Here is a 19,654-nt window from a genome sequence, read left to right as displayed (position 1 = left end):
CTATCGCGGTAGCTCTGCCGCGATAGTGACGGCTTGCTGGAAGATCGCTGGATCTGGCTTCCCAGACACAACAGCACCTTCGGCGACGACAAGGACGTCCTTACTCGGCCGTGAGCGGAAGGGGGTGCCGGTGAACCGCACGCCTTGGTGCTTAAGCAGGTCGAACCCGAGCGACTTGACGCTGCCGGTGCCATCGGTGTCGATGAGCTTCTTAAGCGGCGGCACATCCTTCGCTGACCGCATGCGCACCCACGAGACGGACACGACGAACGTGTTCCCTGCCGGATCAGCGAGGGTGAACAGCGTCCGGTCGAGGTCGGCGCACGGGTTGCGCAGGAAGAAGTCCCGCACCTGGCCGTAGGAGTTGATCGCGCAGTCGAGCGCGTTCTCCGTGGCCTCGCGGACATTGCGCAGCCGCAGCTTGCGCCAGCCGTCATCGGCCTTGGCTTTGCGCGCACCGCGGTTCGGCTTCGCCGCCGCTTCAGCCCTCGCCGCATTCGCCGCCTGTGCCGCACCATCCACTACCGCGCCGCCCGCCGCCGCACCACCCGCCCCGCCCCCGCCGACGACCGCCAGCCCCACAGCCACCGCCGCGACGCTCACCCCGGCCCCACCCTTGATCCACTTGCCATCCGGTCCGCGCGGTTGATCCCACCAGCCCATGAGTCCCCTCTCCTCGGTGCCGGAGACTGGCAGCGGGACCGCCTGGAAAAGTACGCATTGGCACGGATTCACCCCATCGTGAGCACTCTCACGCCATGCGGAGGCATTGGCGGTCCAGGCGAAGCCCTCGCCCTTGATCCACCGCAGTCGGCGGTCGTCCGGTGCGTACGAGTGGTGATTCGATCGTTTGTCCGGCTTCTGTCGTCAAGATCGACCGGACGGTCTCCGGCGGCGGGGGTCGTGAACTGGGGGAGCGAGCGGTTCCGAAGCTCGTCACCTGATCGTGGGTACTGTCGCGGCATGTGGAGGAGTCTGTTGGTGGTGCTCGCGCTGAGCGCGGTTGTGGGGTGTGCCGCTCCTGAAGAGGAGCCCGCGACCACTTTGGCCGAGTTCGGTGTGCGGCCGGTTGCCCTGATCACCGGGGACGCGCTGGGTGAGGTGTTCCCCGAGACCGCTGGGCAGGTTCTCTGCGGGGCTGTGCGGTGGGGTGAGGTCGTGGGGCCGGTCGACGCAACTGTCACGGTGGCGGGGGCGTGTGTGCTGCGGGGCGGGGACCGCGTTGTCACGGTGCGGCTTGGGGGGCCGGGCTTGGATCTGGGGGCCACTTCGGTCAATGTGACTGTTGAGCCGGAGGACGCCGCGTTGCGGGAGCGGGCGTTGGCCGCGTTGCGCCCGGTGCTCACCGGGCCGTCCAACCTCGACGGTGCCAAGCTGGTTGATCTGCCCAAGCCTGTCCGCACGGAACGGCTCTGTGCGCTCCTGGCGGCGGAGAAGGGCGACGGGAAGTGCACCGCGGGGCGCAACGAGGTGGGGTTGGAAGCGAGCCTGTACAGCGTCTCCAGCTACAACGAGCACGTAGGTGGGCGGCCCGCGCTTGTCACCGGTTCCGCGGTCTTCGTCCGCGTCCACCCCGATGTCCCGGTAGATCTAAGAGTGTCCGGTGAGGGCGCGCGTGAGCTAGCGGAGACAGTGGTGCCGAAATTGAAAGAGGCCGCGTCCGGGTGAACGCGGCCTCTAGATAGAGCACAACTCAGCGGCGGAACAGGAGGGCGCGCTTGACCTCTTGGATCGCCTTGGTCACCTGGATGCCGCGCGGGCAGGCGTCCGTGCAGTTGAACGTCGTGCGGCAGCGCCACACGCCTTCGGCGTCGTTGAGGATGTCCAGGCGTTCTTGGGCGCCCTCGTCGCGGGAGTCGAAGATGAAGCGGTGGGCGTTGACGATGGCCGCGGGGCCGAAGTAGCTGCCCTCGTTCCAGAAGACCGGGCACGAGGTGGTGCAGCAGGCGCACAGGATGCACTTGGTGGTGTCGTCGAAGCGCTCGCGGTCGGCGGCCGACTGGACGCGCTCGCGGGTGGGCTCGTTGCCGTAGGTGATGAGGAACGGCTTGACCGCGCGGAACGCCTCCATGAAGGGCTCCATGTCGACCAGCAGGTCCTTGTGCACCGGCAGGCCCTTGATCGGCGCCACGGTGATCGTGGTGTGCTTGCCGCCGCCTGCCATCAGGTCCTTGACCAGGACCTTGCACGCCAGCCGGTTCACGCCGTTGACCTGCATGGCGTCCGAGCCGCAGATGCCGTGCGCGCAGGACCGGCGGAAGGTGAGCGTCCCGTCGAGGTACCACTTGATGTAGTGCAGCAGGTTCAGCACCCGGTCGGTGGGCAGCGCGGGCACCCCGAAGGACTCCCAGCGCGGTTCGGAGTCGACCTCCGGGTTGAACCGCATGATCTTCACGGTGATGGTGATCGCACCGTCGGGCACCGGCGGCTGGTCCCCGCGCGCGCCCGAGGCCGCCCGGTCCACAGTGGCAGCAGTCATCAGTACTTCCGCTCCATGGGCTTGTACCTGGTGAAGGTCACGGGCTTGTAGTCCAGCCGGATCTCGCTCTTGAGACCGTCGCCCTGCTTGTAGAACATGCTGTGCCGCATGTAGTTCGTGTCATCGCGGTTGGGGTAGTCCTCGCGGGCGTGGCCGCCTCGGGACTCCTTGCGCTCCAGCGCGCCCACGACCAGGATCTCGGCCAGTTCGAGCAGGAAGCCGAGCTCGACCGCCTCGAGCAGGTCGGTGTTGAACCGCTTGCCCTTGTCCTGCACGGAGATGTGCGCGTAGCGGTCCTTAAGCGCCTGCACGTCGTGCAGTGCCTGCTTGAGCGTCTCCTCGGTGCGGTACACCGAGGCGTTGGCGTCCATCGTGGCCTGCAGCGCGGTGCGGATGTCGGCGACGCGCTCGCGGCCGTGGTCCGACAGCAGCAGCGCGACCTGCTCTTCCACTACCGTCGTCGGGTTCTCCGGCAGGTCGATCAGCTCGTGGTTGGCCGCGTAGTTCGCCGCGGACAGACCTGCCCGGCGGCCGAACACGTTGATGTCCAACAGCGAGTTGGTGCCAAGACGGTTCGCGCCGTGTACCGAGACGCAGGCGCACTCGCCTGCCGCGTAGAGGCCGGGGATGACGTTGTCGTTGTCCCGCAGTACCTCGCCGTGGATGTTGGTGGGGATGCCACCCATCGCGTAGTGCGCGGTCGGGTACACCGGCACCGGTTCCGTCACCGGGTCCACCGCGAGGTAGGTCCGGGCGAACTCGGTGATGTCGGGCAGCTTGGTCTCCAAGACCTCCGCGCCCAGGTGCGTGCAGTCGAGCAGCACGTAGTCCTTGTTCGGACCGGCGCCGCGGCCCTCCAGCACCTCCAGGGCCATCGAGCGGGCGACGATGTCGCGCGGCGCGAGGTCCTTGATGGTGGGGGCGTAGCGCTCCATGAACCGCTCACCCGAGGCGTTGCGCAGGATCGCGCCCTCGCCGCGGGCACCCTCGGTGAGCAGGATGCCCAGTCCGGCCAGGCCGGTCGGGTGGAACTGGTAGAACTCCATGTCCTCCAGCGGCAGGCCCTTGCGGAAGATGATGCCCATGCCGTCACCGGTGAGGGTGTGCGCGTTGGACGTCGTCTTGAAGACCTTGCCGAAGCCGCCGGTCGCGAACACGACGGCCTTGGCCTGGAACACGTGGATCTCGCCGGTGGCCAGCTCGTAGGCGACCGCGCCGGTGCAGACCGGACCGGACTCGGTCTCGGTGAGGCAGATGTCGAGCACGTAGAACTCGTTGAAGAACTCGATGCCGTGCTTGACGCAGTTCTGGTACAGCGTCTGCAGGATCATGTGGCCGGTGCGGTCGGCCGCGTAGCAGGCCCGGCGCACGGCGGCCTCGCCGTGGTTGCGGGTGTGGCCGCCGAAGCGGCGCTGGTCGATGCGGCCCTCCGGCGTCCGGTTGAACGGCAGGCCCATCTTCTCCAGGTCGAGGACGGCGTCGATGGCCTCCTTCGCCATGATCTCGGCGGCGTCCTGGTCGACCAGGTAGTCACCGCCCTTGATCGTGTCGAAGGTGTGCCACTCCCAGTTGTCCTCTTCGACGTTGGCCAGCGCGGCGCACATGCCGCCCTGCGCCGCGCCGGTGTGCGACCGGGTCGGGTACAGCTTCGTCAGCACCGCGGTGCGCGGCGCGTGCCCGGCCTCGGTGGCCGCCGCCAGGGCCGCGCGCATGCCCGCGCCACCTGCCCCGACGATCACCACGTCGTACTTGTGGAACTGCATGGGTCAACCGCTTCTTCCGACTCGGGTGTGGTGGGGGCGCGCTCAGTGCGTGGTCGGGATCGTGGCGTCGAAGGTGAAGATCACGTAGGTGCCGAGGAACAGGATCAGCACCATCGACACGTACAGCATGATCTTCAGCCAGAACCGGGTGCTGTCCTTGCGCGCGTAGTCGTTGATCACCGTGCGCAACCCGTTGCCGCCGTGGATCTCGGCCAGCCACAGCATCAGCAGGTCCCACACCTGCCAGAACGGGCTCGACCAGCGCCCGGCGACGAAGGCGAAGTTGATCCGGTGCACGCCGCCGTCGAGGATGTTCATGATCAGCAGGTGCCCGAGCACCAGCACGACCAGGGCCAGCCCGGACACCCGCATGAAGACCCAGCTGATCATTTCGAAGTTGCCCCTGCGCGCGGCGGGGCGCCGCGGCGAGCGCGGCTTGTCCAGGGCGAGCGCCATGATCAGTTGCCCCCGAACATCTCGCGCACGGTGCGCTCCATCATGAAGTAGGCACCGGGGACCATCACCACGACCCAGATGCCCAGGATCGTCCACAGCATCGGCTTCTGCAGCCGGGGTCCGCGCGACCAGAAGTCGACGAGCAGGACCCGCAGGCCGTTGAGCGCGTGGTAGAGCACGGCGCCGACGAGACCGACCTCGAGCAGGTTGACCACGGGGGTCTTGTACGTCTCGATGATCTCGTCGTAGGCGTTCGGCGAGACCCGCACCAGCGCGGTGTCCAGCACGTGCGCGAAGAGGAAGAAGAAGGTGAGCACCCCGGTGATCCGGTGCGCCACCCAGGACCACATGCCCGGGTCGCCGCGGTAGAGGGTCCCGGTCCGCCGGGATCCGCGCGGCGCCACCTGCTCGGTGGCGATGGCCGAGTCGGACATCGGAAGCAGGCCTCCTTCCTCGCTGACTGACCAGCACTGGCTGACCAGTGCTGACTGGTGCCGGCTGACTCGCCGGTGCTGCGCCGCGGCGTGCGGGGACTCCACACGAAACGGGTCTTGACTCAACGGATGCTAGACCTGACAAGCGGAGCGCACCCAACCCGCCGATCCCCTCTGTGACGGACAAGACACGCGCTGGACCGCCGTCCCCCGCTGGTGGGGCCACTGCCGCCCGGCATCCCGGCGGTGGTGGTGACGCAGGGTCGCGGTCGCTCCCCGGTCGGGGTGGCGCTGGTTCTGGATCGATTCGGCGAACCCCTGGTCCTGGCCACCCGGCACCCCTACCGGCGACCCCTATATGTCCACACTGGACAGGTGGGCGGCGCTGGTCGGGCCGGGTCCACCGGTCTGACCACCCGGTCGGGTCGCCCGGTGGCCACGCCGGGTGGTGCCAACCAACAATTGGGTCACGCCCCGGGTCGTGCCGGGGAAAGTCCCGTACCGGGGAGTACGGTCCTGCGGAACGACAGCGTCCGGCGCGGACGGCTGGAGATCCGGAAGGAGAACGCCTTGCGTCGAGTGCGAGGACTTCGTCTCGCGGCAGGCCTGATGGCGCTGGGGCTCACCCTGGCCGCCTGCGGCTCCAAGAACGACAGCACCACCGGTGGGACGAGCGGCACCCCGAGTGCAGGCAAGCCCGCGTCCAACCTCAAGATCGGGTTGGCCTACGACATCGGTGGTCGCGGCGACCAGTCCTTCAACGACTCGGCCGCGCGTGGCCTGGACAAGGCCAAGTCCGAGTTCGGCTTCGACATCAAGGAGCTGGAGGCCGCGGCGGGGGAGACCGACGCGCAGAAGGAGGACCGGCTCCGCCAGCTCGCCGAGGGCGGCTACAACACCGTGATCGCCGTCGGGTTCGCCTACGCGACCGCGCTGGAGAAGACCGCCAAGGACTACCCGGACGTCAAGTTCGCCATCATCGACAGCGCCGACCCGAAGGTCGACAACGTCGCGAACCTGACCTTCGCCGAGCAGGAGGGCTCCTTCCTGGTCGGTGTCGCCGCCGCGCTCAAGAGCAAGACCGGCAACGTCGGGTTCATCGGCGGCGTCAACGTGCCGCTGATCCAGAAGTTCGAGGTCGGCTTCGCCGCGGGCGTCAAGGCCGTCAAGGCCGACGCGACGGTGCAGGTCAAGTACCTGACCCAGCCGCCGGACTTCACCGGCTTCAACGACCCGGCCAAGGGCGAGACCGCCGCCAAGGGCATGTACGACGCGGGCGCCGACATCGTCTACGCCGCCGCGGGCGGCTCGGGCAACGGCGTGTTCAAGACGGCCAAGGCGAACGGCAAGTTCGGCATCGGTGTCGACTCCGACCAGTACAACCTGCCCGCGCTCGCCGACGTCAAGGACGTGATCATCACCTCGATGATCAAGGAGGTCGACGTCGCGGTGTACGACTTCATCTCCTCGGTGAAGGACGCGAAGTTCGCCAAGGGCGAGAAGGTCTACGACCTCAAGGCCGGTGGCATCGACTACTCCACCAGCGGCGGCAAGATCGACGACATCAAGACCAAGGTCGACGAGTACAAGGCCAAGATCGTCTCGGGCGAGATCAAGGTCCCGTCGACCAAGTAGCGGGTACCCCGACTCGAACGGGCCCGGGTTCCGCCTCGCGCGGCCCCGGGCCCGTCGGGCATTCCCCGCGAGTCCCCACCAGCCAGCGACGAAGGATTCGGCAGTGTCAACGGAGCCACCAGCGGGCGGTGCGCCCGCCCCAGCCGTCCAGTTGTCCGCGATCACCAAGCGCTTCCCCGGCGTCGTCGCCAACTCCGACGTCAACATCAGCGTCCGGGTCGGCACCGTGCACGCGCTGGTGGGGGAGAACGGCGCGGGCAAGTCGACCCTCATGAAGATCCTCTACGGCATGCAGCAGCCGGACGAGGGCACCATCGCCATCGACGGCGCCCCGGTGATCTTCGCCTCGCCCGCTGACGCCATCCGCGCCGGTGTCGGCATGGTCCACCAGCACTTCATGCTGGCCGACAACCTCACCGTGCTGGAGAACGTGGTCCTGGGCAGCGAGCCGCGCAAGGGCGTCGGGCTCGACTTCGCCACCGCGCGCGCCCGGATCACCGAGATCTCCTCCGCCTACGGCCTCGGGGTCGACCCGGACCGGCTCGTGGCCGACCTCGGTGTCGGTGAGCGGCAGCGCGTCGAGATCCTCAAGGTCCTCTACCGCGGCGCGCGCACGCTCATCCTGGACGAGCCCACCGCCGTCCTGGTGCCGCAGGAAGTCGAGGAACTCTTCGGCAACCTGCGCGATCTCAAGGCCGAGGGCCTGACCATCCTCTTCATCTCGCACAAGTTGGACGAGGTGTTGTCGGTCGCCGATGACATCACCGTCATGCGGCGGGGTACGACGGTGGCGAGCGTGTTGCCGCAGGACGTCACGGCCCGCAAGCTGGCGGAGTTGATGGTCGGTAGCGCTCTGCCGGTGCCGGAGCTGCGCGAGTCCACTGTCACTGATGAAGCTGTCTTGTCTGTCGACGGTCTTACCGTGGTCAACGCTGATGGCCGTACCGTGCTCGACGACGTTTCCTTCACCATTCACGCCGGTGAGGTGCTTGGCATCGCGGGCGTTGAAGGCAACGGGCAAGCGGAGCTCGTTGAGGCTCTTATGGGTATCAGGCCATGTAGCGCTGGCACGATCACCTTGTCCGGTAGGGATATCACGCGTGCGACGACCAGGCAGCGCCGAGAGTCCGGTATGGGCTACATCCCCGAAGACCGCCACCGCCAAGGGCTGCTACTAGAGGCGACCCTGTGGGAGAACCGGGTCTTGGGCCACCAGACCAGCAAACCCAACGTGCGCGGCCCGCTGCTGGACCGCCGGGGCGCTAAAGCCGACACCGAGCGGATCGTGGCGGAGTACGACGTGCGCACCCCGGGGATCGAGGTGCACGCCGCCGCGCTCTCGGGTGGCAACCAGCAGAAGCTGATCGTCGGCCGGGAGATGAGCGGCTCCCCGGTGCTGCTGATCGCCTCCCACCCCACCCGCGGCGTCGACGTCGGCGCCCAGGCCGCGATCTGGGAGCACATCCGCCGGGCCCGCGCCGAGCGGCTCGCGGTCCTGCTCATCTCCGCCGACCTCGACGAGCTGATCGGCATGTCCGACACCCTGTCGGTGATCCTGCGCGGCAGGCTCGTCGCCGACCACGACCCGGCGGCGGTGACCCCGGAGCAGCTCGGCTCCGCGATGACCGGCGCGGGGAGGGAAGACTGATGCGCAACCTCACCCTCCGCTCCGTCCTGCTCGGCCTCGCCGCCCCGGTCGGCGCGCTGGTGTTCGCGGCGCTGCTGTGCGCGGGGATCCTCGCCGTCACCGGGCACTCGCCGGTGGACACCGTCGACGCCATGTCGGCCTCGGCGCAGCGGCCGCGGACCCTGGTCAACTCGCTCAACACGGCGGTCTCGTACTACCTGTCCGCGGTCGCGGTGGCCATCGGCTTCCGGATGAAGCTGTTCAACATCGGCGTCGACGGCCAGTACCGGATGGCCGCGCTGCTGGCCGCGGCGCTCGCGGGCGCGGCGTTCATGGAGGGCGTCCCGCCGGTGCTGCGGGTCACCATGACCGTGCTCGCCTCGATGCTCGTCGGCGCCGCCTGGGCCGGGATCGCCGCGCTGCTCAAGGTCACCCGCGGCGTGTCCGAGGTGATCTCCACGATCATGCTCAACGCGATCGCGACGTACCTGGTGTCCTACCTGAACAACCCCGCCAGGCTCGCCGAGGTCAACCCGGGTAGCAACGACGTCAAGACCCCGGACATCACCGCGGGCGGGCAGGTCCCCGGCTTCGAGGTGACCGGGTCCTCGAGCAAGGTCTACGGCCTGGTGTTCCTGGCCGTGCTGGTCGGGTTCCTGTACTGGTTCGTGCTGTCGCGGACCCGGTTCGGGTTCGAGCTCAAGGCGACCGGCCTGTCGGAGTCCGCCGCGGTCGCCAGCGGGGTCAGCGTGAAGAAGATGGTCGTCATCTCGATGCTGCTCTCCGGCGCGGTCGCCGGACTGGTCGGCATTCCGGAGCTGCTCGGCGCCTCGCACAGCTACTCGCTGAACTTCCCGGCGGGCGTGGGCTTCATCGGGATCGCCGTCGCCCTGCTCGGGCGCAACCACCCCATCGGCATGGCCGTCGCCGCGCTGCTGTGGGGCTTCCTGTTCAACACCGCCAACTCGCTGGACACCGCGGGCGTGCCCCGCGAGATCGTCGACATCATGCAGGGCGTGATCGTGCTGTCCGTCGTCGTCGCCTACGAACTCGTCCGGCGCTACCGGGTGCGTGCCGAGCAGCACGCCGTCGGGCACGCGCTCGGTCGCACCAAGACCGCCGAGGAGGTGTCGGCATGACCGTCGGTGGACTGTCGGTGGGGTTGGCGAAGGCTCCCGCGCGGCGCAGTAGGCGGATTCCGCCGTACGTGTACCTGCTTATCGCGGTCGGGGCGCTTGCGGTGGTGTCGACCGTGCGCGTCTTTACCGGCGCTACAGACCTCACATCGTCTGGCACCGTGCAGGCAGCTCTTACCGCCGCTGTGCCTCTTGCCATGGCCGCGCTAGGCGGGGTGTGGACCGAACGCGCAGGCGTGGTCAACATCGGGCTAGAGGGCATGATGGTGCTGGGTACGTTCGGCGCCGGATACGCGGGCTACCAGTGGGGTCCTTGGGCCGGTGTGGTGTTCGGGTTGATCCTCGGTCTTGTCGCGGGGTTGCTGCACGCCGTCGCCACGGTCACCTTCGGGGTCGACCACATCGTCTCCGGTGTCGCCATCAACCTCTTGGCGCCAGGGATCGCTTTGTTCCTGTCGAAGCTGTACTTCGCGGACGCGCCCGGTGGCGGCCAGAAGCAGTCACCGCGGCTTGAAGACGCCGCGAAGGTGACGCTGCCTGGGTTCTCGGACTTGATGGGGACTATCGAGACTAAGCGGTGGTTCTTCGTGTCGGACCTCGCGGGCGTCTTGCGCGGTCTTACGACGCAGGTCTCGCTATTGACCCTGCTCGCGGTAGTGCTGATTGTGGCTACCGCGTGGGTGCTGTGGCGGACACCGTTCGGACTGCGCCTGCGGTCTTGCGGTGAGTCGCCCTCGGCGGCGGAGTCGCTGGGTGTGAACGTCTACAAGTACAAGTACCTCGCGGTGACGGCGTCCGGTGCGTTCGCCGGGCTCGGTGGCGCGTTCTTGGCGGTGAGCTCCGGGCAGTTCCGCGACGGGCAGACCGCTGGGCGCGGGTTCATCGGGTTGGCCGCCATGATCTTCGGCAACTGGCGGCCGGGCGGGTTGGCCACCGGCGCCGGGTTGTTCGGCTACACCGACGCGATGGCGTTGCGCAGCGCGGACGCAGTGCACGCCTTGTTGCTGCTGTTGGGGATCGCGCTGATCGTCGTGGCCGCCATCCAGTACCGGTCGGGGCACTACGTGCTTTCCGGTGTGGCCGCCGCGATCGGGGTCCTGTTCGGGTGGTGGTTCTTCGCCAGCGACGAGGTGCCGCCGGAGCTGGTCGGTGCCGCGCCTTACGTGGTGACCTTGCTGGTGCTCGGGTTGGCCTCGCAGCGATTGCGGCCGCCCAAGTTCGTCGGTGAGCCCTATAGGCGGGGGCAGGCGGTATGACCGTCGACTGGGACGCACTGCGTTCGGCAGCGGTATCGGCGGCTGCGTTGGCCTACTGCCCGTACTCCGGGTTGCAGGTCGGCGCGGCTGCCGTGGTCGACGACGGCAGGATCATCACCGGGTGCAACGTGGAGAACGCCTCTTATGGCTTGGCGTTGTGCGCGGAATGCACCCTGGCTGGACAGTTGAGGCTGACTGGCGGCGGTCGACTTGTCGCGCTTGCTTGTCGTAGTGGCACGGGCGACCTGTTGATGCCTTGCGGTCGGTGCCGCCAAGTCATCTACGAGCTCGGCGGCCCCGACTGCCTCGTCGACACCCCTGACGGGCCACAGCCGATGACCGTGGTCCTCCCGCACGCCTTCGGTCCGCACGACCTGCCCGCGAAAGAGGCCTGATGTTCACCGCCATCGACGTCATCCGCGCCAAGCGCGACGGCCACCGGCTCAGCGACGACCAGATCGACTGGGTGATCGACGCCTACACCCGGGGCGTTGTCGCCGACGAGCAGATGTCCGCGCTGGCGATGGCGGTGTTCCTCAACGGGATGGACGCCGAGGAGACCGCGCGCTGGACCGCCGCGATGGTCGGCTCCGGCGAGGTGCTGTCCCTGGCGGTGGACCGGCCGACCGTCGACAAGCACTCGACCGGCGGCGTCGGCGACAAGATCACCCTGCCGCTGGCACCGCTGGTCGCCGCGTGCGGTGCGGCCGTCCCGCAGCTGTCCGGCCGGGGCCTCGGGCACACCGGCGGCACCCTCGACAAGCTCGAGGCGGTGCCCGGGTGGCGCGCGCAGCTCTCGGTCGAGGAGATCCAGCGCCAACTGGTCGAGGTCGGCGCCGTGGTCTGCGCCGCGACCACGGGCCTGGCCCCCGCCGACCGCAAGCTCTACGCCCTGCGCGACGTGACGGGCACGGTCGAGTCGATCCCGCTGATCGCCAGCTCGATCATGAGCAAGAAGCTCGCCGAAGGCGCCTCCGCGCTGGTCCTGGACGTCAAGTTCGGCTCCGGCGCCTTCATGAAGACCCTCGCCGACGCCCGCCGCCTCGCCGACGCCCTGGTCGCCATCGGCACCGCCCACGGCGTCCGCACCTCGGCCTTGCTGACCGACATGTCCATCCCCCTCGGCCGCGCCGTGGGCAACGCCGTCGAGGTGGCCGAGTCCGTCGAGGTCCTCCAAGGCGGCGGTCCGGCGGACGTCGTCGAGCTGACCCTGGCGCTGGCCCGCGAGATGCTGTCCCTGGCCGGTCTGTCCCATGTGGACCCCGCCGCGGTACTCGCTTCCGGTGCGGCCTACGACGTGTGGTCCCGCATGATCGCGGCCCAGGGCGGCGACCCTGCGGCCCCGCTGCCCAAGCCCGCTCACATCCACACCATCACCGCCCCCAGTGACGGCATCGTGTCCACCCTGGACGCCTACGCCGTCGGAGTGGCCGCTTGGCGCTTGGGTGCTGGTCGAGCCCGCAAGGAAGACCCGGTCCAACTCGCCGCGGGCATCCTCTGCCACGCCAAACCCGGCGATGTCGTCCGTGCAGGCGACCCCATCCTCGAACTCCACACCGACACCGAAGACGCCATCCCCGCCGCCCTGGCCTCACTGGACGGCGCCTTCACCCTCGGCCCCACCGCCCCCGCTCGTGGACCGCTGGTGGCTGACGTCATTCGGCCCTGAACCGCCACTTGGTGATGGCGGCCCGGGTCTTCTCCGTGGCTGGGTGGTGCGGCCCGCGGGTCCGGATCAGGTCCGCGAGTACCGCCTCTAGTTCGGTGAGCCCGGCTGCCCTTTCGCCCGCCTCGGCGCGGAACTGGGCGATGTTGTGCCGGGTGTTCAGTGTGCTTGGGTGCTCTCGACCGATTTCGCGGACTTGATCCGCCAGTACCGACTCTAGTTCGGTGAGCGCCGTGACGAGGTCGCCCGCCGCTGCGCGCCAGTAAGCGATGTTGTGGCGGATGGTAAGACCGCTGGAGTGGCTCCTGTCGACTTTGGTGAACAGGGTGGCGAAGTAGGCCTGTGCGTCGGCGGGATGCCCTGCTTCGCCCAAGCTGTTGCCCGCCTTGAACAGGACGCTGTGAACGCCGTTGCGCCACAACGACGAACCCGTCCTCTTGGTCAGAAACGCCGTGTTGTCGCGGAATGTCGCCGCGAGGGGGTCATCGCTCGCAGGCCACGCCGCTGCGAGAGCGTCTGCGGCGACCTGGGCGGCGCTTTGCTTTGGACCGGCCTGTTCCCAGGTGGCCCGCTGGACGACGGGGTGGAGGCGGATTGTCTTGTCGTCAAAGGTGATCAGGGAGAGTCGGTTCAGGCAACCGAGGGCGTCCCAGGCGTCTTCACGGGTTGTGGACAGGTCGTCCAGAACGGGTTGTGAGGTCAGGGCCGTGATGGGAATGCCGCGCGGGTCCAACACGGCGGCGATGTGCAGCAATGGGGCCGCTAAGCCCGCCGGCTCCAGGGAGTTGGCCAGCTCGATCGAGAGTTGCCAGGTGTGGGCCGGGAACAGCTCGCGCAACGGCTTGGTGCGCCAGCGGGTCAGGTACTGCGCACAAGTGAGGTTCCGGTCGGCCATGTAGGCGCCCGCGTGACCGACGGCCAGCGGGAGGTGCCCCAGCGCCGATGCCAACTCCTCGGCGCCGAACATCAACGGCGGGTCCAGGTGTGCGGACAGGCACGTGCGGGATTCCTCCGGGGTGAACAGGTCCACCGGCACCCTGCGCCGACCGTGGCCGACCAACTCGGAGTCCTGGCGGCGAGTGGTCACCAGCACCCGCCCATTGGGCGGCGGCCACAAACCGTCGAGATCCCGCGGATCCCGCACGTCATCGAGGACGACCAACCAGGCGGTTGTGGTCTCGCCGAGCCAGCCGAGCGCCCACCGCACCGCGCGATCGGTGGGCATGTCGTCGCCGGTGAGCCGGTGGGCCAGGTCCGCATAGGCGGAGACGAGGCCGTCACGACTCGAGGCCGTGATCCACGCCAACAGACCGAGCTCCCCCGTCAGCCACTGGTCCTCGGCGAGGCCCGCGGCCAGCTGAGTCTTGCCGTGACCACCGCTCCCGCTCAACACAACACAATCCCGGGTATCCGGCACCGCCCGCCGCTGATAGCCCCCCGCCAGCGGCGGAACCGGCCCGAACCGACACGGCAGAACATCGGCGGCCCGGCTGCCATAGACGTTGACATCTCCATGGATGTGGCTCGCCTGAACAACATTCTCAACGCTGCCACTGACCTGGTTCGCGGCGTCCATACCCCCAGGATCGTACGGCCTACCCCACCCCCGGACGACCCCTTCGCGCCAACCCCCGGCGGCCATCAGATCCGCTAGAAAGCACCCCGACCAGGCAAACACGAGCCCCGACCGACGGCTCTCAACTTCGCCAGCCGCAACCACCGGCCGACACCCAGCCCCCACCCTCACCGGGGGGCGACCCCGGTGCCAGTCTATCAGTTCTGAGCTGCGGAAACAGGGCCGCCGAGAATCTGTGGATAACTCAGGCGTTGTGGATAACTCATCGTGGCGTGGCGTGGCGTGGCGTGGCGTGGCGTGGCGTGGCGTGGCGTGGCGTGGCGTGGCGTGGCGTGGCGTGGCGTGGCGTGGGCAGGGCAGGGCAGGGCAGGGCAGAGCGCGGACTCCGGGGTGTGGAGAGGGCCGGGGTCGGCTCGCCGGGGTCCCGGGCGGGCCGGGGTCGGTGTGGTGTGAGCACTCGCCGCCGGGGGGCGGTGGGGTGTGGAGGTGGTGACAGGCGGGTTGGGGCTACTGCGACTTCGCGGTGATCAATGCGGCGAGGCCGTCGAGGAAGCGGTCGAGGGACCAGGCGAACTCGACGTCTGGGTGGTCGTCTTGGGTCATGACGTCGGTGTCGAGCATGGCGAACAGGTGGGGGAACTCGGCCTGCGGCAGCAGGTGGCGCAATGCCTTGGCGTAGTTCGGCATCATGTCGCCGGTCGCGCCGATGTCGTGGGCGAGGGTGGCGTCGTTGCGGGCCAGGCCGCTGAGCATGAGCAGGGTGCTCATCTTCTCGGCTGCGGTCAGCGGCGTCGGCGCCAGGGCGGCCAGGCCTGCTTCCAGCCAGCGCAGCTGGTTCGGGGTCACCGGGGGGCCGCTGATGGGGATGCGGACGGTCCACGGGTGGGCGCGGTAGCCGCGGATGCAGCCCCAGGCCAACTCGGTGAGTGCGGTGCGCCAGTCCGCACCCGGGGTCACCTCGGCCGCGTCGCCGAAGACGGCGTCGGACATGAGGGTCAGCAGTTCGTCCTTGGCGGAGACGTAGCGGTAGAGCGACATCGCGCTGGTGCCCAGTTCGGCGGCGACCCGGCTCATGGACAGGCCGTCGAGGCCCTCGGCGTCGGCGACGACCACCGCGGCGGTGACGATCCGGGCCAGGCTCAACGCGCGCTTGGGTCCGCGCGCGGGCCGCTGCACGCCCCAGGCCGCCTCGATGCTGGCCGGGAGTCCGGTTTCGGTCATGTCCTCGTTCCCTGGATCGGCTTGACGTCCCACCCTACAGCTGCGTATAACGTAAACAGAAGTGCGTACGACATAAACAACCAGGAGCGGTCATGATCGAGCCACGTGCCGGGCGCAGGGAGTGGATCGGCCTCGCCGTCCTTGTCCTGCCGTGTTTGTTGATCTCCATGGACGTCAGCGTGCTGTTCTTCGCGCTGCCGTTCATCAGCGCCGACCTGCACCCCAGCGGCACCGAGCAGCTGTGGGTGATGGACGTCTACGGGTTCGCGCTGGCCGGACTGCTGATCACCATGGGCGCGCTCGGCGACCGGATCGGCAGGCGCAAGCTGCTGCTGATCGGCGCGGCCGCGTTCGGCGTCGCCTCGGTGGTCGCCGCCTACTCGTGGTCGGCCGAGGTGCTGATCCTCACCCGCGGCCTGCTCGGCGTCGCCGGTGCGACCCTGATGCCCTCGACGCTGTCGCTGATCCGGGCGATGTTCCACGACGGCGCGCAGCGCAAGACCGCCATCGCGGTGTGGACCGGCGGGCTCACCCTGGGCGCCACCGTCGGCCCGATCGTCGGCGGCTTCCTGCTCGAGCACTTCTGGTGGGGCTCGGCGTTCCTGATCAACGTGCCCGCCATGGTGCTGCTGCTGGTGCTCGGCCCGGTCCTGCTGCCCGAGTACCGCAACCCCGACGCGGGCCGGTTCGACCTGCGCGGCGCTGCTCTGTCGCTGGCCGCGGTGCTGGCGGTGATCTACGGCATCAAGCAGTTGGCCGTCGACGGGTTCGCGCCACTGCCGGTGGCCGCGCTCGTCGTGGGGCTGTTGCTGGGCTGGGCGTTCGTGCACGGCCAGCGCACCGGCCGCTCCCCGCTGGTCGACGTCGCGCTGTTCCGGGTGCCCGCGTTCAGCGGGGCCGTGGTGGTCAACGTCATCGCGATGTTCTGCTTCATCGGGTCGACCTACTTCACCACGCAGTACCTGCAGTTGGTGCTCGGCATGCGCCCGTTCACCGCCGCCCTCTGGTCGCTGGCCGCGATGCCGCTGGTCATCGTCGGGATGACGGTGACCGGGGTGCTCGCCAGCAAGGTCCGCGTCGCCGCGCTGGTCGCGACCGGGCTGGTCGTCCTCGCGATCGCCTTCCTCGTGCTCACCCGACTCACCCCGACTTCGCCGCTGTGGCTGGTACTGCTCGGCGCGGGCGGTGTCGCCGCCGGTGTGTTGATGACCACTTCGCTGACCTCGGACCTGATGCTCACCGCCGCCCCCGCCGAACACGCGGGCGCCGCCTCGGCGGTCTCCGAGACCGCGAGTGAACTCGGTGGGGCACTGGGTATGGCGATCCTCGGCACCATCGGCACCGCCATCTACCGAGCCGACCTCCCGGCAGGCCCATCAACCCTCGGCGAGGCAACCGGCAGCGGCGACCCCGCCCTCATCGCGGCAGCCCGGGAAGCCTTCACCCACGGTTTAACCGTGACAGCAACGGTTACCGCCGCCGTGGCCGCAGTGCTCGCCTTCTTCGCCTATCGCATCCTGCGGCACATCCCGGTCACCACAAACGAACCGGTAGCCGCCTAGAACACCTCAGGCAGCCCGCAAGAGCCGCTGTTGCCGCGGTGCTCGCCTATCGCATCCTGCGGCACATCCCAGTCACCCAAGGATCCGATAGTCGCCTGACAACGCCGATGGGGCCGCCCTCAAGAGAGGGCGGCCCCATCAACACGTCGTCTTAAGCGCCTGCGGCGATGTCGCTGTCTTCGGCGTTGTCGTCGCGCTTCTCGGCGGGTACGACGCCCTTGCCGTTGGAGCGGCGGCGGGTGCCCTGCCGGGGGAGCGTGGTCGGCGGGGGCGGGGTGGGCTGGCCGCCGCCGAGCATGAGCTCGGCGAAGGTGGCCATCGCCTCGTCCAGGTGACCGCCGATCCGCCGGACCGACTCGTCGTTGCCGCGCTTGACCAGCGACTCCACCGAGTCCGCGTCGGGGCGGTGCGACAGCGTGCCCTCGACCTTGCTCAGGCCGCGCTCGATGGCCCCGCCCAGCTCGCCGAGCCGCTCGGTGAAGCCGTCCTCGACCGTGTCCAGCCGGGTCGCCATCTCGTCGAGCCTGCTGGTGACCTTCTCCAGCCGCTGCGCCAGCGACTCCAGCCGGTCGCTCGCGTCGACCGTCTCCTTGGTCTCGCGCAACGCCTCCTGCAGCGCGCCGGTGGCCTCGTCGAGGCGCCCGTGCACCGCCTCGCGCGACTCGCCGACCGCGCCGCGCAGGTCAACCAGGGCCGCGGCGGTCGCGTCGTGCTTGCCGTGCAGGGAGTCCGAGGTCTCGGTGAACCGGCCGTGCAGCGCGCTGGTCGACTCGTCGACGGCCCCGCGCACCGCGGTACCGGACTCGGTCACCGCGGCGCGGATCGTGTCCGACTGCTCGCCGACGACCCGGGCCAGCGCGTCCTTGGTGCCGTCGAGGTGCTCGTGCACGCCCTCGTCGACCTCGTCGATGCGCCCGCGCAGCGCGGTCTCCAGGATCTCGATCCGCTCCCGCACCGGGCCGTGCACCGCGCCGGGCACCTGCTCGAGCCGGTTGTCCTGCTTGTCCAGGTGGCTGTCGAGCTCGTCGATGCGCCGGTGGATGCTGGAGAGCTTGTCCTCCAGGCCGTCCATCCGCCCCGCCACGCCCTCGAACCGGCCCGCCACCCCGTCGAGCCTGCCGTCGAGCTGCGCGAACGGCGTCGCCAGCTTGTCCACGATGCTCTCCACCGCGCGCCCGATGGCCGCGATCGCCGCGTCCTGCGCGTCGAGCTTGGTCATCGCCTCGTCCAGCCGCTCGGCCAGCACGCCGACCTCGGTGCGGTCGGGCATCTCCGAGAGCCGCTTGCGCACCGACCCGATCGACTCCAGCGGGGCGAGCCTGGCGTGGATCTCGTCGAGGGCGTCGAAGATCTGCTGCTGTTCGCTCTCTCGGATCTCGGCCGCGCGGGTGAGCATGTTGCGCATCCGGTCGAACGACACCGTGGGATTGTTTTCGTTCACGGAGGTGACCTTCGTCCTGGGGAGGGGAGAGGGGACGGGGCTGGGAGATGGGCCAGCGCTCGGAGTTGGGGCGGACGCAGGGGAGCCTAGCCAGTCCCAGAACGCGTCCATACACCACCCGTGGCTCGTACGTCGGTCTCGACACGATCGATTAGCCCGATCGGTCGACGGCCATCCAGCGGTACGCGGACGGCTGGACCCACCTTACGTGACCACCCGGCTACCCGATCGGGTGGAGGCCGGGGCATGGGTACCGTGATCGCCATGGCCGCCTCCCAGCCGGTGCCGCTGACCGCCGACACCATCCGCGACGCCCCTAAAGTCCTGCTCCACGACCACCTCGACGGTGGCCTGCGGCCCGCGACGGTGGTGGAACTGGCCGCCGCGGCCGGCTACGGCGCGCTGCCCACCACCGACCCCGCTGCCCTCGGGCAGTGGTTCCGCGACGCGGCCGACTCCGGCTCGCTGGTGCGGTACCTGGAGACCTTCGCGCACACCTGCGGTGTCATGCAGCACGAAGATGCACTCGTTCGGGTGGCAGCCGAATGCGCGGAAGACCTTGCTGCGGATGGAGTCGTGTACGCCGAGGTGCGGTACGCGCCCGAGCTGTTCACCGAACGCGGGCTTGATCTCGACACGATCGTGAACGCCGTTCAAGCGGGCTTCCGCGAGGGCGAGCGCCGGGCCGCAGCGGCGGGCCGGGTGATCCGGATCGGGACCCTGCTGTGCGCGATGCGGCAGAACGCGCGGTCGCTGGAGATCGCCGACCTCGCCGTGCGCCACCGCGGCGCCGGGGTCGTCGGGTTCGACATCGCGGGCCCGGAGGCGGGCTTCCCGCCCACCCGCAACCTCGACGCGTTCGAGTTCCTGCGCCAGCAGAACGCGCACTTCACCATCCACGCGGGCGAGGCGTTCGGGCTGCCGTCCATCTGGGAGGCCATCCAGCACTGCGGTGCCGAGCGGCTCGGGCACGGCGTGCGGATCGTCGACGACATCGAGGTGACCCCGGACGGCGTCGTGCTCGGCCCGCTGGCCGCCTACGTGCGCGACCGGCGCATCCCGCTGGAGATGTGCCCGACGTCGAACCTGCAGACCGGCGCCGCCAGCTCGATCGCCGAGCACCCGATCGGCCTGCTCACCGAGCTGCGCTTCCGGGTCACCGTCAACACCGACAACCGGCTGATGAGCGGCTGCACCGTCAGCAGCGAGATGGCCGCCCTCGTCGACGCCTTCGGCTACGACTGGACTGACCTGCGCTGGTTCACCATCAACGCGATGAAGTCCGCGTTCATCGACTTCGAGCAGCGCCTGGAGATCATCAACAACACGATCAAGCCCGGGTACGCCGCGCTGCTCGGCACCCCGTGACCGTCGTGCGCGCACAGTAGAAGCGGACAGTAGA

The 19,654-nt window shown here is 69.1% G+C and carries 17 protein-coding genes; 9 read left to right on the top strand and 8 right to left on the bottom strand.

Annotation, left to right across the window (positions count from 1 at the left end; all coding sequences use genetic code 11):
• Positions 1–663: a hypothetical protein gene (locus LV75_RS24395; RefSeq protein ID WP_253889319.1), complete on the bottom strand. Its 663-nt coding sequence runs from the start codon at positions 661–663 to the stop codon at positions 1–3.
• A gap of 300 nt (positions 664–963) precedes the next feature.
• Between LV75_RS24395 and LV75_RS24390 the strand changes: the two genes are divergently transcribed.
• Positions 964–1,668, top strand: coding sequence for a hypothetical protein (locus LV75_RS24390; protein ID WP_253889318.1), 705 nt, complete (start codon positions 964–966; stop codon positions 1,666–1,668).
• Between the two features lie 25 nt (positions 1,669–1,693).
• Here the strand turns inward: LV75_RS24390 and LV75_RS24385 are convergent, their stop codons facing one another.
• From LV75_RS24385 to sdhC, 4 genes are read right to left on the bottom strand one after another with little or no spacing between them, the layout of a single operon-like run.
• Complete coding sequence (locus LV75_RS24385) at positions 1,694–2,479, bottom strand: succinate dehydrogenase iron-sulfur subunit (RefSeq protein WP_253889317.1); 786 nt, start codon at positions 2,477–2,479, stop codon at positions 1,694–1,696.
• The gene (gene sdhA, locus LV75_RS24380; protein ID WP_253889316.1) at positions 2,479–4,242 is read right to left on the bottom strand and encodes a succinate dehydrogenase flavoprotein subunit; all 1,764 of its coding nucleotides are present in this window, start codon (positions 4,240–4,242) and stop codon (positions 2,479–2,481) included. The genes LV75_RS24385 and sdhA overlap by 1 nt, the downstream gene beginning before the upstream one ends.
• 42 nt (positions 4,243–4,284) lie before the next feature.
• Positions 4,285–4,698 (bottom strand): succinate dehydrogenase hydrophobic membrane anchor subunit, encoded by a 414-nt coding sequence (locus LV75_RS24375; RefSeq protein WP_253889315.1) that lies wholly within the window; start codon positions 4,696–4,698, stop codon positions 4,285–4,287.
• A gap of 2 nt (positions 4,699–4,700) precedes the next feature.
• Complete coding sequence (gene sdhC, locus LV75_RS24370; RefSeq protein WP_253889314.1) at positions 4,701–5,132, bottom strand: succinate dehydrogenase, cytochrome b556 subunit; 432 nt, start codon at positions 5,130–5,132, stop codon at positions 4,701–4,703.
• 570 nt (positions 5,133–5,702) lie between these two features.
• Between sdhC and LV75_RS24365 the strand changes: the two genes are divergently transcribed.
• The 6 genes from LV75_RS24365 (at position 5,703) to LV75_RS24340 (ending at position 12,455) form a co-directional block, all read left to right on the top strand.
• Positions 5,703–6,767 (top strand): BMP family lipoprotein, encoded by a 1,065-nt coding sequence (locus LV75_RS24365; RefSeq protein ID WP_253889313.1) that lies wholly within the window; start codon positions 5,703–5,705, stop codon positions 6,765–6,767.
• 103 nt (positions 6,768–6,870) lie between these two features.
• A complete protein-coding gene (locus LV75_RS24360) occupies positions 6,871–8,415 on the top strand; it encodes an ABC transporter ATP-binding protein (RefSeq protein ID WP_253889312.1) in 1,545 nt (514 codons plus the stop codon).
• A complete protein-coding gene (locus LV75_RS24355) occupies positions 8,415–9,533 on the top strand; it encodes an ABC transporter permease (protein ID WP_253889311.1) in 1,119 nt (372 codons plus the stop codon). The genes LV75_RS24360 and LV75_RS24355 overlap by 1 nt, the downstream gene beginning before the upstream one ends.
• Positions 9,530–10,786, top strand: a complete 1,257-nt coding sequence (locus LV75_RS24350) for an ABC transporter permease (RefSeq protein WP_253889310.1) — start codon at positions 9,530–9,532, stop codon at positions 10,784–10,786. Before LV75_RS24355 ends, LV75_RS24350 begins: the two co-directional genes overlap by 4 nt.
• Positions 10,783–11,181: a cytidine deaminase gene (locus LV75_RS24345; protein WP_253889309.1), complete on the top strand. Its 399-nt coding sequence runs from the start codon at positions 10,783–10,785 to the stop codon at positions 11,179–11,181. Before LV75_RS24350 ends, LV75_RS24345 begins: the two co-directional genes overlap by 4 nt.
• Positions 11,181–12,455: a thymidine phosphorylase gene (locus LV75_RS24340; RefSeq protein WP_253889308.1), complete on the top strand. Its 1,275-nt coding sequence runs from the start codon at positions 11,181–11,183 to the stop codon at positions 12,453–12,455. Before LV75_RS24345 ends, LV75_RS24340 begins: the two co-directional genes overlap by 1 nt.
• On the opposite strand, the gene LV75_RS24335 is transcribed toward LV75_RS24340, so the two are convergent.
• Both LV75_RS24335 and LV75_RS24330 read right to left on the bottom strand, forming a co-directional pair.
• Positions 12,442–14,028, bottom strand: coding sequence for an NB-ARC domain-containing protein (locus LV75_RS24335; protein WP_344799164.1), 1,587 nt, complete (start codon positions 14,026–14,028; stop codon positions 12,442–12,444). The two genes, LV75_RS24340 and LV75_RS24335, sit on opposite strands and share 14 nt — an antisense overlap.
• Before the next feature lie 507 nt (positions 14,029–14,535).
• Complete coding sequence (locus tag LV75_RS24330) at positions 14,536–15,249, bottom strand: TetR/AcrR family transcriptional regulator (protein WP_253889306.1); 714 nt, start codon at positions 15,247–15,249, stop codon at positions 14,536–14,538.
• Between the two features lie 92 nt (positions 15,250–15,341).
• On the opposite strand from LV75_RS24330, the gene LV75_RS24325 reads away from it, so the two are divergent.
• Positions 15,342–16,811 carry an MFS transporter gene (locus LV75_RS24325; protein ID WP_253889305.1) on the top strand — a complete coding sequence of 490 codons (1,470 nt, stop codon included), beginning with the start codon at positions 15,342–15,344 and terminating at the stop codon, positions 16,809–16,811.
• Between the two features lie 151 nt (positions 16,812–16,962).
• On the opposite strand, the gene LV75_RS24320 is transcribed toward LV75_RS24325, so the two are convergent.
• A complete protein-coding gene (locus LV75_RS24320; protein WP_253889442.1) occupies positions 16,963–18,216 on the bottom strand; it encodes a lyase family protein in 1,254 nt (417 codons plus the stop codon).
• Positions 18,217–18,516: 300 nt separating this feature from the next.
• Here LV75_RS24320 and LV75_RS24315 point away from each other — a divergent pair, with 300 nt between their 5' ends.
• The gene (locus tag LV75_RS24315; protein ID WP_253889441.1) at positions 18,517–19,620 is read left to right on the top strand and encodes an adenosine deaminase; all 1,104 of its coding nucleotides are present in this window, start codon (positions 18,517–18,519) and stop codon (positions 19,618–19,620) included.
• Positions 19,621–19,654: the final 34 nt, after the last annotated feature.

This window comes from Actinokineospora diospyrosa (genome assembly GCF_024171925.1).
Taxonomy (GTDB): Bacteria; Actinomycetota; Actinomycetes; order Mycobacteriales; family Pseudonocardiaceae; genus Actinokineospora; species Actinokineospora diospyrosa.
The sequence above is the reverse complement of the archived record's forward strand: the minus strand, read 5'-3'. Positions and strand labels throughout refer to the sequence as shown.

Coding starts and splice junctions, on each gene's coding strand:
- LV75_RS24395 (WP_253889319.1), bottom strand. CDS start 663: ATGGGCTGGTGGGATCAACCGCGCGGACCGGATGGCAAGTGGATCAAG.
- LV75_RS24390 (WP_253889318.1), top strand. CDS start 964: ATGTGGAGGAGTCTGTTGGTGGTGCTCGCGCTGAGCGCGGTTGTGGGG.
- LV75_RS24385 (WP_253889317.1), bottom strand. CDS start 2,479: ATGACTGCTGCCACTGTGGACCGGGCGGCCTCGGGCGCGCGCGGGGAC.
- sdhA (WP_253889316.1), bottom strand. CDS start 4,242: ATGCAGTTCCACAAGTACGACGTGGTGATCGTCGGGGCAGGTGGCGCG.
- LV75_RS24375 (WP_253889315.1), bottom strand. CDS start 4,698: ATGGCGCTCGCCCTGGACAAGCCGCGCTCGCCGCGGCGCCCCGCCGCG.
- sdhC (WP_253889314.1), bottom strand. CDS start 5,132: ATGTCCGACTCGGCCATCGCCACCGAGCAGGTGGCGCCGCGCGGATCC.
- LV75_RS24355 (WP_253889311.1), top strand. CDS start 8,415: ATGCGCAACCTCACCCTCCGCTCCGTCCTGCTCGGCCTCGCCGCCCCG.
- LV75_RS24350 (WP_253889310.1), top strand. CDS start 9,530: ATGACCGTCGGTGGACTGTCGGTGGGGTTGGCGAAGGCTCCCGCGCGG.
- LV75_RS24345 (WP_253889309.1), top strand. CDS start 10,783: ATGACCGTCGACTGGGACGCACTGCGTTCGGCAGCGGTATCGGCGGCT.
- LV75_RS24340 (WP_253889308.1), top strand. CDS start 11,181: ATGTTCACCGCCATCGACGTCATCCGCGCCAAGCGCGACGGCCACCGG.
- LV75_RS24335 (WP_344799164.1), bottom strand. CDS start 14,028: ATGGACGCCGCGAACCAGGTCAGTGGCAGCGTTGAGAATGTTGTTCAG.
- LV75_RS24330 (WP_253889306.1), bottom strand. CDS start 15,249: ATGACCGAAACCGGACTCCCGGCCAGCATCGAGGCGGCCTGGGGCGTG.
- LV75_RS24325 (WP_253889305.1), top strand. CDS start 15,342: ATGATCGAGCCACGTGCCGGGCGCAGGGAGTGGATCGGCCTCGCCGTC.
- LV75_RS24320 (WP_253889442.1), bottom strand. CDS start 18,216: ATGCGCAACATGCTCACCCGCGCGGCCGAGATCCGAGAGAGCGAACAG.
- LV75_RS24315 (WP_253889441.1), top strand. CDS start 18,517: ATGGCCGCCTCCCAGCCGGTGCCGCTGACCGCCGACACCATCCGCGAC.